Genomic DNA, 13,782 nt, shown 5'->3' with positions numbered 1-13,782 from the left:
GCGATGGAAGAGCCGATGGTGGAACTGCGTGACCTGGGCGTCGTCTTCTCCGGCGGACGCACGCCGGTGCAGGCCGTCAGCGGCGTCAGCCTGCAGGTGCAGCGCGGGCAGGTGCTGGCGCTGATCGGCGAATCGGGTTCGGGCAAGAGCGTCACGCTGCGCACGCTGCTGCGCCTGCATCCCGAGCGGCGCACCCGCATCGGCGGCAGCGTGCGGGTGGCGGGCCGCGACGTGCTGGCGATGTCGGCCGGCGAGCTGGCGGCGTTCCGCGGCAAGGTCGCGTCGATGATCTTCCAGGAGCCGCTGCTCGCGCTCGACCCGGTGTACTCGGTGGGCGCGCAGATCGTCGAATCCATCCGGCGGCACGAGAAGGTGTCGGCGGCCGTCGCGAAACAGCGCGCGCTGGCGCTCTTCGAGCAGGTGCGCATCCCGAGCCCCGAGCGCCGGCTGGCGGCCTACCCGCACGAGATGTCGGGCGGCATGCGCCAGCGCGCGATGATTGCGCTGGCCCTGGCGTGCCGGCCGCAACTGCTGCTGGCCGACGAGCCGACCACCGCCCTCGATGCCACGGTGCAGATCCAGATCCTGCTGCTGCTGCGCGAGTTGCAGCGCGAGCTCGGGCTGTCGGTGATCTTCGTCACCCACGACATCGGCGCGGCGGTCGAGGTGGCCGATCGCATCGCGGTGATGTATGCCGGCCGCATCGTCGAGGAGGGCAGCGCCCGCGAGCTGATCCGCTCGCCGCGCCATCCGTACACCATCGCCTTGCTGAGCAGCCGGGCCCATGGCGCGCTGGTGCGCGGCACCCGGCTCGAGACCATCGGCGGCGCGCCGCCCGACCTGTCGGCCTTGCCGCCGGGCTGTGCCTTTGCCGAACGCTGCAAGCTCGCGATGGCCGAATGCCGCAGCCTCCAACCCGAGCCGGTGCTGCTGTCGCCGGGCCACCAGGCGCGCTGCCTGCGCACCGATGCCGCGGCCGGGCTGGTGAGCGCGCTGCCTTGAATCCGGCGATGCGCCTGTTGCGCTGGCCGTACGCCTGGCTCACCAGGCCTGATCGACGAGGGCCGCCCGGGCCGGTCGGTGCACGTCGCAATCGACCTGCGGCGCCGCCCGTTCGAGCACCACGAAGTCACCGGCATCGACGGCCAGCAGCGCGTGGTGCCAGGTGCCCGGCGCGAGCGTCACGCCCTGTTCGCCATCCGTGATGAAGGCCGCCAGGTCCGGCGCCTCGGGCAGCGGGCCGGCGGCTGCCACCACGATCACGAAGCGGCGCGCGCCGAGCGGCACGAAGCTCTGGCTGCCGAGTGCGTGCCGTTCCATCTCGTCGACGCTGTGCGGGAAGCGCCGGGCCGTGGCGCGGAAGATCGCCAGCGCCGGCCGCCCACCCTGCCGCTGGAGCTGCAGGTCGTCGACCAGGTCGAAACGCTGCGACGTGCCGCCGTTGATGGGCCTGCCCGTGCCGCCGGGGGCTTGCAGCACGGTGCCGTAGGGCGCGAAGGCTGCGGATGTCAGCGGCTGCGGGACGAGGCGGTGGGGCGGCGGGTTCATCGGGCCGATTCTGCCCGCTGTCGCCGCTCTGCCGGCCCTTTCACGGGCGCCGAGTGCCGATCCTCGGATCGACTGATGGCGCGACCGTTTCCGTGCCGGCGATGTGCGCCACCAGCCCACTCTGGCCGGCCGCGACATGCGCTGCCAGGACGTGGCCGTCCGGATAGTCGCCACCGTTCTGCGGCCGGAAGGGGATGGGAGCTTCTTCGAAGAGGCGTTCGACGCGCGAGCGCCAGGCTTGCCTGGCCGCAGCGACCTCCTCCGCAGCGATGCGTCCCGTGCCATAGACGGCGAAGGTGGGCAGCACATCGAAGCCGAGGAAATGGAGCGAGCCGTGCGTGATGGGGAAGAGCAACTGCTCGAGAGCCGCCTGCGCGACGCGTTCGACGACCCGTTCCTGCAGACGGCCGTGGTCAAGCCGCTGGTCGTGGAACTGCGCACCCGGGCACCCGGCGTGCGCGTGGCGCTGCGGAACCTGGAGCTGCCGCAGCTGGAAGCGCAGATGGCGCGGGGCGACGTGGACCTGGCGCTGATGACGCCGGAGGTCGCGCCACCGGGCCTGCGGACGCGGCACCTGTTCGATGAGCGCTATGTGCTGATCGGCCGGCGGGGCCATCCACGGCTGCGGCGCAAGATCTCCGTGGCGCGGTTTGCGCAGCTGGAGCATGTGATCGTCTCGCTGCGCGGGGCCGACTTCGTCACGCCGGTGGACAGCACCCTGGCGGCGCTGGGGCACAAGCGCACGGTGGTGCTGTCGGCGGCTTCGTTCCTGTTCCTGCCGGAGATCGTGGCGGGGTCGGACTTCGTGGCCCTGGTGCCGGAGCTGCTGGTGCGGGACCGAGCGGACAGGCTGCTGCTCATTGAGCCGCCGTTTCCCGTCGAAGGGTTCGCGGTGGGGATGGTCTGGCACGAGCGGGGGCATGGGCATGCGGGGCAGAGGTGGGTGCGAGAGGCCATCGTTCACGGTTTCGAAACTCGAATTGGCATCCCGCGCGGGTCCACTTCCGGTCTTCGGCACTCCCGCTGAGGCGTACTCTGCGGCGTAGCGCTTGCTCCGGTGTCGCCTGCCCGTCGAGAGGTTGTGCGCCACAACATCGCCTGGCGGCAAGCACCGGATCGAGTACACCCCATGCAGAAATCGGCCCTTTCAACCGCGCGAGTGGCAGGCCTCGCCGTCGGGCTGCTCGGCGTGACCCTGGCCGTTCGCTGGGTGTTTCAGGTGGACGTCGTCGCGCGCCTCATCCCCGGCTCCGAGCACGCAGGCATCGTCAACCCGCTGCTCTTCGTCGCGGCGAGCATCTGCCTGTTCAACGCCTCGCGCCCCTCCAGCCCGGCCGCCTGGCTCACCCGACTCTCTGCCCTCTGCATCGCCGCCCTGATCGCGCTGCCGCTGGCCTACCTGTTCGAAGGAGCGACAGGCATCGGCCTGGGCGTCGACATCGTCCGTGCCGGCACCGTCTCCACGGCGACCCATCCCCATCCCGGCCGGCTGTCCGCGAACGCGAGCCTGGCATTCCTGCTCGCCGGCATCGGCTTCTGGCTGAACAGGCAACGCGCCACCCGGCCTCGCCAGCTCATCTTCCTGGCGCTGTCCCTGGCCGTTTCCCTCATCGGCCTGGCCGGACTCGTCGGTCACTTCGTGGGCCTGGAGACGCTGTACCGGGTGGCGAGCCTCAACGGGATGCTGCCGGTCACCGCGTTCGGGCTCTCGGTCGTCGGCGCTGGCCTGTGGATGCTCCATGAAGCATCCCAGGCGCTTGAACCCAAGGTGTTGCAAAGGACCGAGCAGCGCATCAAGCGGCGCTCGATCGCGGTCATCACGCTGGTCGCCCTGGCGGGTGGCGTCGCGGGGTTCGGGGTGATGCGCGATACCTTCGAGCGCTCGGTCGCGAAGGACATGCTGCTCATCGCCAGGACGAACGCGACTTCGCTGGCCCACACCATCGAGGTGAGCCTGTGGTTCCCGAGAGCCGTTGCAACGCGGCCGGCCGCGCGCCAGGCCCTGGACAGGCTGAGCACGGCGCCCGACGACGCGGTGGCCAAGGAGTTCCTGCAGAGGGTTGCCGACAGCATCCTGACCACCGACCTGACGGGTGTGGAGTTCTACGCCGCAAATGCCACGCGCGTGGCGCAGGCGGGCTCCATGACATCGGCGAAGATGCAAGTCATCCAGCGCCTGTCGAACACCGGGTCGACGACCATCCTGGCCTGGAAGGACGGCTACCTGCTCCTCACGGCAACCGATGTCCTCGTCGGGGAGCGCACCGTCGGACGCGTGGTCACCGAGCAGCGCATGCCGCTGTTCGATCGCCTGCTGGAGGACATCCGGTCGTCCCGCGACACCTCCGACGTGGCGATCTGCGGCCGCGACCAGGACAAGCTGGTCTGTGCGCCGAACCGGTTCAGGCCGTCCGGATTCGAACTGCCGATGTTCGACGCGGCGGGCGGTCCCGCCCTTCCGGTGGCAAGGGCCGTGCTCGGCGAACAGGGCGTGCAGTTCCTCGATGACCGGCGCGGCAGCCCTGTCCTGTCGGCCTTCGCGCCGATCAAGGATTTCGGGCTCGGGTTCGCGGTGCGAACCGATGTCGAGACGCTCTATGCGCCGATGAGGTCGCGCCTGAACCTTCTTGCGCTGGCGCTTGTCGGCATCGTCGCGCTGGCCATCTATGTCCAGCACAGCGAGGTGAGGCCGGTGCTCAGGCAACTGGTCGCGAGCCAGCAGATGGTGAAAGCCATCCTCGATGACCAGTCCGAACTCGTGTCGCTCGTCCAGCCCGACGGCGAACTGAGCTACGTCAACCCGGCCTATGCGCGGCAGTTCGGCCTGACACCCGCGCAGATGGTGGGCAGGAATCTGTTCGACTACGTCGAGCCGGCGGAACACGCGATCGTTCGACAGGTCATGTCGGACGTTCTGTCGACGGGCAAGACGGCGACCGGCGAGAACCGCATCAAGACGGCCAACGGCGCCGAGCGCTGGATTTCGTGGACCGACAGCCTTCAGCTCGACCCGTCGGGTCGGCCGATGCTTCATTCGGTCGGTCGCGACGTGACCGAGCGCATGCGGGCCGACCGGGCGCATCGCACGCTGGGCGCCGTCTTCGACGCAACGACCGACTACGTCGTGCAGCTCGACCCGAAGGGCCGGCTCACCTACATGAATCCGGCCGCACGCGGGCGCACCGGGGTCGCGCTCGACGCGTCGATCGAGCACCTGACGATGGCCGACTTCAACCCGCCTCAAACCCTCGAGCGCTTCATGTCGGAGGTCTGGCCCACAGCGGTGGCCACCGGCGTGTGGGTGGGCGAATCGCTGGTCTGGGATGCAGAGCGTCGCGAGTTCCCGGTCAGCCACATCGTCATCTGCCACCGCGACAAACAGGGCAAGGTCGAGTACTTCTCGGCACTCATGCGCGACATCTCGGCCGCCAAGGCCGCAGAACAGGCCGTGCGCGAGAGCGAGCATCGGCTGCGCATGGTGACCGACCACCTGCCGGCACTGATTTCCTACCTCGACTGCGACCTGCGCTTCCGCTTCGTCAACCGGACGTATCAGCAATGGTTCGGCGATGAAGCGGCGCCGCAGATCGGGACGAGCGTGCGGGAGTTCTATGGCGAGCAGGCCTGGGCGGAGATCGAGCCCCGGCTGCGGGCCGCCCTGGCGGGGCAGGAGGTGGCGTACGACCGGGAAATGGTGCGCCCCGAAGGCCGTCGCCATGTGCAGGTCACGGCCGTTCCCGATCGCGACGAGCAAGGCAAGGTCGTCGGCCTGTACACCCTCGTCGCCGACGTCACCTCGTACCGCGAAGCGCAACGAGCACTCCAGGAGAGCGAGGCCCGTTTGCGCACGGTGGCCGATGCACTGCCGATGCGCGTGGCCTACATCGACGCCGACGAGCGCTACCGATTCAACAACCTGGCCTACGAGCGAGGCTTCGGCCGGCCGCGCGACGAGCTCCAGGGGCAGACCGTGCGCGCGCTGCTGGGCGATGCGGCGTACAGCGCGATCGAACCGCACATTCGCGCCGCGTTGCGGGGAGAGGCTGTCACGTTCCAGAGCGAGATGACCAACGGCAGCCACGTCTGCTACGAGGCGCAGTACATCCCGCAGCTTGCCGCCGACGGCAGCACGGTGCTCGGCTTCCACGCCGTGGTCAGCGACATCACCCGCCAGAAGCTCGAAGAGAAGCGGCTGATCGAGCTGGCGCGCGTGGACCCGCTCACGGGCCTTGTCAATCGCGCCGGCTTCGAGTTGCGCGTCGCCGAGGCGATGGAGCGCTGCCGCACCACGGGTGCACTGATGGCGCTGATGTACCTCGACATCGACCGGTTCAAGCAGATCAACGACCGGTACGGACACAACGCGGGAGACGCACTGCTGCGGGAATTCGCGGGCAGGCTGTCCCGGACCTTGCGTTCCAGCGACACCGTCGCCCGCCTGGGCGGCGATGAGTTCACGGTGATCATGGAAGGCCTGCCGACGCCGGAGGTGGCCTCCACCGTCGCCGCCAAGATCGTCCACGCCATGAGGACGCCGTTCGCGATCGACCAGCAGACGATCGATGTCACCACCAGCATCGGCCTGGCGTTCTACCAGGGTGACGCCACGACCGTCGACGCGCTCGTCAGGCAGGCGGACGTGATGCTCTACCAGGCCAAAGGCGCGGGCCGCAACAACGTCCAGGTGGCGCTTCGCCTTGTCGAAAGGGGGCGCGCTTAGCGGGCGAGCGCAGCATCTGCCGGAAGATGCAGGCAAACCCGCAATCCAGGTGCACCACGGTGAGCCGTCAGCGTGCCGCCGTGCACCTCGGCGATCTGCCGGCAGATCGACAGGCCGAGACCTGCTCCGTCGTTGCGCCGCGTGTCGCCGCGCCAGAACCGCGCGAAGAGCTTCGGCAGGTCCTCCGCGGCAACACCGGGCCCGGCGTCGCTGACGCACAGCCCGTCGTGCGTCGCCTGCACGCGCACCACCGTGTTGCGCGGCGCATGCTGGATGGCGTTCTCCACGAGGTTCTTCAGCAGCGTGAACAAGGCGCCGCCATCGGCTCGCCACGGTGGGAGGCCGGTCGGCACCTGCAACGCGATGTCCACACCCGCCACATCCGCCAGGCGCTGCAGGTAGCTGCCGATCTCGTCCAGGAGCAGGCGCGGCTCGACGCTGCCGAAGCGATAGTTCTGTGCCTCGCGCGTCTCGGTCAGGATCAGCAGCTGCTGCACCTGGCGAGCCATGCGTTGCACATCCCTGAGCAACGTGGCCCGACCCACGAGATGGGGCTCAGCCTCGATCTGCGCACTGATCATCGCCAGCGGTGTCTTGAGTTCGTGCGCTGCGGTCGCCAGGAACTCCTGCTGCAGCTCGAACCCACGCTCCAGCCGCTCGAGCGCGCTGTTGAAGCTGTGGACCAGGGGACGGATCTCCGACGGCACCCGGGCTTCATCCAGCCGCGCATCGAGCGCCTCGGGGGTGATCCGGGCGACCTGTGCCGAGGTCTGGACCAAGGGCCTGAGCAGCCGCGCCAGCGTGATGCTGGTGATGACCGTGACCACCACCAGCAGCACGCCACCGCCGACCAACGCGCCCGAGCCGACGAGGGGCAGCCAGAGGTCGTTGCGCAGGCGGTCGTTCAGGCGCTGGCTGGCGGCGAACTGCACCAGCCACCGCTGTCCGCCGTGCATCACGGCCACGGCCCGGCCGCGCAGCGCGACACCATCCAGGTTGGCCGCGAACACGCCCTCCTCGACCGACGAGGTCAGCGGGCGCCGGTCCGCACTCGGCGACAGGACCACCGCGCCGGCCGGATCCAGCACGCGGTAGGTCACTTCCGATCCCATGCTGCGATACATCCACGCGAACTGCTCGGAGTGAGCCACCTCCACCGGGTGCCCCTGCGCGTCGAACTGCAGCGCGCCGATCAGGTCGGCCATCGCCACGCTGCGCTCGGACATCAGCGGCTGCCCGAGGACCGACACCAGGACGCCGGCCACCAGGCCCAGGCTCAGCACGCTGCCCAGCAGATGGGCCAGCACGACGCGGAACGACAGGCTGTCAACCCAGTCCGGTCTGACGAAGCGCATAGCCCTGCCCTCTCATGTTGACGATCTCGACGGCAGCGCCGATGACACCCAGCTTGCGGCGCAGCCTGTGCAGTGCCACGTCGAGCGCGTTGGGCGTGACGGCCTCCGACAGGCCCCACGCGGCGGCTTCGAGCTTGTTGCGGCGTACCGTGTCCCCAGCCGCCTGGACCAGCTGCAGCATGATCTGCAGCTCGGCAGGCGCCAGCACGATCTGCTGCTCGCGGCATTGCAGCTGGCAGGCCCGCGTTCGCAGCTTCAGGTCGCCGTACACCGGCTCCAGGCTGCGCCAGGTGCTCGCGGGCCGGCGAAGGAGCGACCGTATGCGCGCCACCAGCTCATCCATGGCAAACGGCTTCGGGAGATAGTCGTCCGCGCCGGTTTCCAGTCCATCCACCCGATCGTGCAACGCGTCGCGCGCGGTGAGGACCAGGCACGGCAGCTGCGATCCGGCCGAGCGCAGGCTGCGCAGCAGCACCAACCCGTCGCCATCCGGCAGTCCGCGATCCAGCACCAGCGCGCCATAGTCGACATGGCGCATGGCCGCCTTCGCCGCATCCATGCGGTCAAACACATCGGCGGCCACGCCTGCCGCAGCCAGCGCGTTGGAGATCAACCCGGCCAACGCCAGGTTGTCTTCAATCAACAAGATTCGGTTCATGACCTTTTTATACCTGGGCATCAGAACGCGCAGGAAGGCAGGCATGCTCCGCAATCGATCCTTACCGAACACTTTCCGATCCGCTTGACGGACCGCGAGGGAGCGCCGGGTCTACTGGGCCTCTGCCACTGCGCTGAGCAGCTGTTCAGCTGATTTCAACAAGGGCCAGGCGAGCACGGCGTTGCAGCTTTCACTCGTGCACACGGCTGCATCGAACAGGGGCTCGGCGCCCAACAACTGCAACCACCGTGCGTGCCCGTTCGCCTGCGAGCCATGCGAGAAAACACAACACTCCAGAAGTGCCGGTGCCAGCTTGGCGGCAACAGCCACAGCCGCCGTCGTGACGAAACCACCGACAACGATCACGCGGCGCTGTCGCGCAGCCTGAAGAACCGCCCCGACGAGCGCAGCGATCTCCAGGCCCCCCAGTGCCGTCAGGGCCGCCACCGGGTTGGAGATGCCGACATGCAGATCAAGTGCCCCCTGCAGCACCGCGAGCTCCCTCGCCTGACCCACGTTGCCGAAGCCCGCGCAGTCTGCGACCGGCACGCCGGTGAGTCGGCTCATCAACAATGCAGCAGCCTCGTTGCCCATGCCCGTCTCTCCCAGCAGCAACACATTGCCCGGCAGGCGGGTGACCAGGCGTGTGCCGCGCTCGATCGCGGCACGACATTGCCCGACCGTCATGGCGGCACCACGGCTGCTGTCCAAGGTGCCCCGCGCCATCTTGATCCGGACCAACTGCAGGTGCGGCTCGAAATCGGCGCGCAAGCCGCAGTCGATCAGCGTCAACGCCAGACCGTTCCGGCGAGCAAACATCGACGCGACCGTGTTGCCGGCCAGGATGTTGCGCACCCGCAGCGTCGCCACATCCGCCTGATAGACCGAAGCCGTCCGCGCCACGATGCCGTGGTCGGCGGCGAAAACCACCAGCTGAGGCTTCTCCAGCTGCGGCCGGGCCGAACCCTGGATCTGTGCAAGTTTCTGGGCCAGGAACCCGACGCAGCTGTGCACGCCGCCCGAGCCGGGCATCTGGCCAATGCCATGTCGCACTCGTTCAGCCAACGCGGGGTCGTAGCGGCGTGGGATGTCGTCGGTAGCGATCATGTTGTGTCAAGCCCGTTGACGCTCGCGGCTGGCGCGTGCCGCGGGCTTCCTACTTCAGCAACGACAGCGTGCCAACGTTGAAACTCACCGCGCGATCACGCACGGGTTCTGCCGCGTCGATGATCTCGATGGCGGTGAGTGACTCCAGCGTGGTCTTGACGTCGACGCCATCGGCACCGCAGTACTCCGGCGCTGCGAATTGCGAAAACTCGACGCGGTACTCCGTGACCTGCGGCTTCACCGGCAACATCACGACCGGATAACAGCCCCTTTGCTGAATGGCCGTGTCATCGCCCAGAATGCGCAGGCGCAGCTTGCCCACCGTATGGCCCGCCAGGTGAACCTTCAACGCCTTGTACGCGGAGGCAACCACAGGTCGTGGCGAAATCACCACGATCCCGACGCCGGCCCATTGGCTCCCGCCGCGCGTGTTGAACTGCCCCGTGACGTTGAGCACACCGTTGTTGCCAACGGAGATGTCGCCCAAGATCGCGTCGCTAGGCTTTTCGGAATAGACCGTCCCCTCGATGGAGCCCCCCTCCACCACGGCCGTCGCGCCGTTGAAGGCGGCCCAGAGGCGCTCGACCCCGGCCACCGTCACCGGTGGAGGGGAAACCGCCGCCGCGGTGGTCGCCGGGATCGATGCCAGCAACGGGGCCGGTGCCTCGCCCGCCGCCCGGGGCGCCTGCAGCTTCGCTGCTGGCGGCGCCGCAGCGGTGACGCGTCGAGACGTTGCGGCTGCGGGAGCGGGCGCTTCGACCTCGCGGCGCAGCTTGACCTCGACCCGGCCCGCTTCCAGGATGCGGCGGAACGGGCTCTCGGCCAGCCGCTTGGCCTGCTCGTCGGCCTTGTCCGGATTCGGCATGTGAGCCGGCACCTGTGCCGTCGCCTCCAGGGCGAGCGCAGCCAACGCGGTGGCCAGCCCGCGGGTGAGCAAGGTGGTGTGATTCAGGTGGCGCATGGCTGCCCCCTCGACTCAGCGAGCCAGCCCGATGGCACCCACGCCGAAGCTCACGGTGCGGTCACGCATCGGCGCCGCGGCTTCGGCCACTTCGATGCCGGTCAGGCTCTCCAGCGTGGGCTTGAGCGCGACACCCTTGGGGCCGCAATAGCCTTCGGGCGCGAAGCGCTCCAGCGCAATCCGGTACTCGGCCGCTTCGGGCTTCACGGCTTGCCACACCATCGGGTAGCAGCCGAGCCGCTGCGTGGCCTCGTCCGGCCCGACGAGCCGCACCCGCAGGCGGGTGCTGGTGGCCGAGCTGAGCCGGATCGTCAGGAACCTGTAGTCGCCGGCTTTCACCGGCATCGATCTCGGCGCGCCGATGTTGACCCCGAGACCGCCCCACGCGCTGGCGCCCTTGCCGAAGAATTGCCCGGTCACGGCGAGGACATCGCCCTGCACGGCCAGCGGCGACACCAGCGCATCGCCTTGCTTCTCGGAGAAGGCGAAACTGGTGATCACGCCTCCCTCCGGCGTGCGTGACGGGCTCTTGAACGTCGTCACCCACAAACGATCGGCCGAGTCGGCCTGCACGTTGGGCGCCGCGGCTTGCGACGCGAGCGGCACGACCATGGGCTTGGGTGCCCGCTCGGCGGGCGAGCCGCCCGGGAACTGAGAACAAGCGCCCAGCACGGCGCATGCCGCCGGGGCGAGGAAGGGGCCGAACTTCATGTCATCTCCTTGTTGGTTGGGTCCGCGTCGATCACTGACCCGACAGCAGGACAGGCTTGCCGATGACCACCGACACCGCGTCCAGGCCCGCGCTGCCCTTGAGCTCGCGGATCTGGAACTGCTTGAGCTTGGTCAGCGCCAGTGCGGTGTCAGGACGCGTGGCGCTCGCAGCAGCGCAGCTGGCATCGGGGTTGTTGGCCAGGCTGAACGACGAGAAGGGAATCACGCGCGTCGCGGCGGTGCCGCTCAGGCCGGTGACCACATAGCTCGGGAAGCAGCCGTCATCGACCGCATCGGCCGACTGCAGCATGAGCACGACCTGGCTGTTGCTGGTGGAGGCCAGGTTGATGCTCAATGCGGGCCAGCCAGACACGTCGCTCGTCGCCGTCAGCGGCAGCACGGCCACGGTGGCAGCCCACGACTCGGTGGCGGCCGTCCGGTTGCCGGTCAGCGTGTACGCCGAGCTGTTTTCGGCGATGGCATTTCCCGTGGCACCGGTGCCGTACTCGAACGAGAACGGGCCCGTGATCGACACGGCCGACGTGGCCGGTGTGGCAGGCTTGGGCGCGAAGGCGATGCTTCCCACATGGATCGCCACGGTGGCGGAGCCGGTGGTCGGGAAGGCCTCGTCCGACACCTCGATGGCCCCGATGTTGGCCAGCGTGCCGGCCAGCGCCGGGTTGGTGACGGTGGCGCCGGCACAGAAGTCGGGCAGCTTGAAGTTGGCATCGGTCAGCGCCAGCTCGTAGTTCGTCTGGGTGGCCGTGACGGTCACGCTGGCCGCCGGCACGCAGCCGTTGGGTGTCGAGCCCAGCGCCTTGATCTTGAGCTTGAGCGTCTTGTTGGTGCCGGTCGATGCCAGCGAGAACTGCAGCTTGGTCGCGCCGGACTGAACCTGGTTGCGATCGGCATCGCGCAGCGGGATGTCGATGCCCACGCCGCCGAAGGTGCTGGCGCCGGCGTTGCTGAAGCTGCTGGTGACATTGAGGATGTTGCCGCTGACACCCAGCACCGGCAGGGCGGGCAAGTCGCCCGGCTTTTCGGCATAGGCGAATGCCGAGGCCGTTCGCCCCTGGTCGGTGCTGCCGTCGGCCGCGGTGAACGACGCAACGACCTGTCCATTGATGGTGACCGGCACGGAGGGCGCCGGTGCAGGCGCAGGCGCCGGGCCCGGCACCGGGGTGCCCCCGCCGCCGCAGGCTGCGAGCAGCAGGAACAGGGTCGAGACGGCGGCCATGCGATGGGAGTTGTCGATGTTCATGGGGACTTCTTTGCTGTGGGGGTGGTAGACGATTGCCTGCACGTGGCGGGCGGACGGATCAGCGTTGTGCCGCGACGTGGCGCAACGCGGGAAATCAAGCTGGAGACGCTCATCGGCCGTACAGGGCATCTCTCAGGTCGGTACGGAACGCACCGGCACCCGAGGGGTCGTAGACGCCGAAACTCGAGGCCAGCTCCCAGTAGTGCCAGCTCATGCCGCGGGCTTCGATCAGGTCGCGCATGGCACGCGAGTAGTGCACCCGCGAGGCGCTGTCCGCGGCCGAGTACGACCCGAACTCGCCGACGAAGACCGGGTAGCCGACCTGCGTGCCATAGGCCTTCGCGAGGTCCAGGCCCCAGGTCATTCGCGACAGCTGGTCCGCCGTGCAGCAGCCCTGCCCGACCGGCAGCGCAGGTGTGACCCACGTGGCGCCCTGGTGGGTGAAGTTGAACGGTTCGTAGTTGTGGACCGTGAGGACCAGGTTGGCGTCGTTGGGCAGCACGAGCTTGGACAGGTCGGCTGCGCTGTTCCAGCTGGTCGGGCCGACGACGATCAGGCGTTGCGGGTTGTCGCGGCGAATCACGCCGACAGCCCGCGCCATGAGGTCGTTCCAGCGATCGGTCAGGTTGCCGTGCGGCTCGTTGTAGACCTCCAGGATCAACCGGTCGCTGCGATTCTTGTAGCGAGCCGCGATCTGGCGCCACATCGCGAGGAAGCGCACTTCCAGCACGGCGGGGTCCACCGCGCGTTCGTTGGCGTCCAGCACGTCGCCGTCCAGCTGGCGATAGTGGTGCATGTCGAGCAGCACGTAGACACCCTTGTCCAGCAGGCGGTCGACCACGCTGTCAACGCGGGCGAAGAAGGCCGGGTCGATCACTGCCGCCGCATCGGCCGAGGCGTGATTGCTCCACCGGACGGGCAGCCGGACGCTGTCGAAGGTGCCGCCATCGAGCAGATCGATGAAGCGTTGCTCCACGGTCAGCCCCCAGTCGCCTTCTCGCGGCGGCTCGAGCATGTTGCCGAAGTTCACCCCACGGCCGAACGCAGCCGCAGCGCTGTTGGCTCGCGCCGAGGCGCCAGGGGGGGTGCCCGCCGCCGCCGCGGGATAGTCGGCCAGCGTTGGCGCGTCGGACGCCGTTGCGCCGCCGGCCCCACCGCACGCCGCCAGCCCCGCGCAGAGCAGGATCGCGGTCACGGCGAGTCGTGCAATCGATTGCAACGATGGGGAACGAAGGCCTGGAGAAGGATTATCAGGGGCGCCACTGGCCGAATTTGCTTCCGTCTTCATCATTCGTTCAACTTCCGGTCATGAGGTGTGGAATGTGCGTGCAATCGATTGCAAGCTGAGGAGAATGTTGCAGCAAGGTTACTAGTCGTGTCAACGGGTCAATGCCTTATGATCGGGATAACGTGAATTACTGAGCGATGGGCGACTCTTTTCGCCACGCCAGCATCGATTCG

Annotated in this window: 12 protein-coding genes; 3 read left to right on the top strand and 9 right to left on the bottom strand. The window is 68.5% G+C overall.

Annotation, left to right across the window (positions count from 1 at the left end):
* Positions 1–15: 15 nt before the first annotated feature.
* Positions 16–1,002, top strand: coding sequence for an ABC transporter ATP-binding protein (locus BUE42_RS17405; RefSeq protein ID WP_073466490.1), 987 nt, complete (start codon positions 16–18; stop codon positions 1,000–1,002).
* A 39-nt stretch (positions 1,003–1,041) separates the two neighbouring features.
* On the opposite strand, the gene BUE42_RS17400 is transcribed toward BUE42_RS17405, so the two are convergent.
* Together BUE42_RS17400 and BUE42_RS17395 are read right to left on the bottom strand one after the other, a co-directional pair.
* Positions 1,042–1,548 (bottom strand): ureidoglycolate lyase, encoded by a 507-nt coding sequence (locus BUE42_RS17400; RefSeq protein WP_073466488.1) that lies wholly within the window; start codon positions 1,546–1,548, stop codon positions 1,042–1,044.
* A gap of 40 nt (positions 1,549–1,588) precedes the next feature.
* Positions 1,589–1,903, bottom strand: a complete 315-nt coding sequence (locus BUE42_RS17395; RefSeq protein ID WP_200798979.1) for an NADPH-dependent FMN reductase family protein — start codon at positions 1,901–1,903, stop codon at positions 1,589–1,591.
* Between BUE42_RS17395 and BUE42_RS17390 the strand changes: the two genes are divergently transcribed.
* Positions 1,883–2,575 (top strand): LysR substrate-binding domain-containing protein, encoded by a 693-nt coding sequence (locus tag BUE42_RS17390; RefSeq protein WP_235002412.1) that lies wholly within the window; start codon positions 1,883–1,885, stop codon positions 2,573–2,575. The genes BUE42_RS17395 and BUE42_RS17390 overlap by 21 nt on opposite strands.
* Positions 2,576–2,677: 102 nt before the next feature.
* Positions 2,678–6,268, top strand: coding sequence for a PAS domain-containing protein (locus BUE42_RS17385; protein WP_143171562.1), 3,591 nt, complete (start codon positions 2,678–2,680; stop codon positions 6,266–6,268).
* On the opposite strand, the gene BUE42_RS17380 is transcribed toward BUE42_RS17385, so the two are convergent.
* The 7 genes from BUE42_RS17380 to BUE42_RS17350 form a co-directional block, all read right to left on the bottom strand.
* Positions 6,265–7,623, bottom strand: coding sequence for a sensor histidine kinase (locus BUE42_RS17380; RefSeq protein WP_073466484.1), 1,359 nt, complete (start codon positions 7,621–7,623; stop codon positions 6,265–6,267). The two genes, BUE42_RS17385 and BUE42_RS17380, sit on opposite strands and share 4 nt — an antisense overlap.
* Positions 7,595–8,281, bottom strand: coding sequence for a response regulator transcription factor (locus tag BUE42_RS17375; protein ID WP_073466482.1), 687 nt, complete (start codon positions 8,279–8,281; stop codon positions 7,595–7,597). Before BUE42_RS17375 ends, BUE42_RS17380 begins: the two co-directional genes overlap by 29 nt.
* Positions 8,282–8,392: 111 nt before the next feature.
* Positions 8,393–9,388 carry a nicotinate-nucleotide--dimethylbenzimidazole phosphoribosyltransferase gene (locus tag BUE42_RS17370; RefSeq protein WP_073466480.1) on the bottom strand — a complete coding sequence of 332 codons (996 nt, stop codon included), beginning with the start codon at positions 9,386–9,388 and terminating at the stop codon, positions 8,393–8,395.
* A 49-nt stretch (positions 9,389–9,437) separates the two neighbouring features.
* Positions 9,438–10,349 (bottom strand): hypothetical protein, encoded by a 912-nt coding sequence (locus BUE42_RS17365; protein ID WP_073466478.1) that lies wholly within the window; start codon positions 10,347–10,349, stop codon positions 9,438–9,440.
* 15 nt (positions 10,350–10,364) lie between these two features.
* Positions 10,365–11,060 carry a hypothetical protein gene (locus BUE42_RS17360; protein WP_143171561.1) on the bottom strand — a complete coding sequence of 232 codons (696 nt, stop codon included), beginning with the start codon at positions 11,058–11,060 and terminating at the stop codon, positions 10,365–10,367.
* A gap of 31 nt (positions 11,061–11,091) precedes the next feature.
* A complete protein-coding gene (locus BUE42_RS17355) occupies positions 11,092–12,321 on the bottom strand; it encodes a hypothetical protein (protein ID WP_073466474.1) in 1,230 nt (409 codons plus the stop codon).
* 109 nt (positions 12,322–12,430) lie between these two features.
* A complete protein-coding gene (locus BUE42_RS17350; RefSeq protein WP_159445442.1) occupies positions 12,431–13,516 on the bottom strand; it encodes a glycoside hydrolase family 5 protein in 1,086 nt (361 codons plus the stop codon).
* Between the last annotated feature and the right edge of the window lie 266 nt (positions 13,517–13,782).

Source organism: Rhizobacter sp. OV335 (assembly GCF_900142965.1).
Classification (GTDB): Bacteria; Pseudomonadota; Gammaproteobacteria; order Burkholderiales; family Burkholderiaceae_C; genus Rhizobacter.
The sequence above is the reverse complement of the archived record's forward strand: the minus strand, read 5'-3'. Positions and strand labels throughout refer to the sequence as shown.

Bases quoted from the DNA above. Each gene is read 5' to 3' on its own strand.
- BUE42_RS17355 (WP_073466474.1), bottom strand. From the start codon at position 12,321: ATGAACATCGACAACTCCCATCGCATGGCCGCCGTCTCGACCCTGTTC.
- BUE42_RS17375 (WP_073466482.1), bottom strand. From the start codon at position 8,281: ATGAACCGAATCTTGTTGATTGAAGACAACCTGGCGTTGGCCGGGTTG.
- BUE42_RS17385 (WP_143171562.1), top strand. From the start codon at position 2,678: ATGCAGAAATCGGCCCTTTCAACCGCGCGAGTGGCAGGCCTCGCCGTC.
- BUE42_RS17360 (WP_143171561.1), bottom strand. From the start codon at position 11,060: ATGAAGTTCGGCCCCTTCCTCGCCCCGGCGGCATGCGCCGTGCTGGGC.
- BUE42_RS17380 (WP_073466484.1), bottom strand. From the start codon at position 7,623: ATGCGCTTCGTCAGACCGGACTGGGTTGACAGCCTGTCGTTCCGCGTC.
- BUE42_RS17365 (WP_073466478.1), bottom strand. From the start codon at position 10,349: ATGCGCCACCTGAATCACACCACCTTGCTCACCCGCGGGCTGGCCACC.
- BUE42_RS17370 (WP_073466480.1), bottom strand. From the start codon at position 9,388: ATGATCGCTACCGACGACATCCCACGCCGCTACGACCCCGCGTTGGCT.
- BUE42_RS17405 (WP_073466490.1), top strand. From the start codon at position 16: ATGGTGGAACTGCGTGACCTGGGCGTCGTCTTCTCCGGCGGACGCACG.
- BUE42_RS17400 (WP_073466488.1), bottom strand. From the start codon at position 1,548: ATGAACCCGCCGCCCCACCGCCTCGTCCCGCAGCCGCTGACATCCGCA.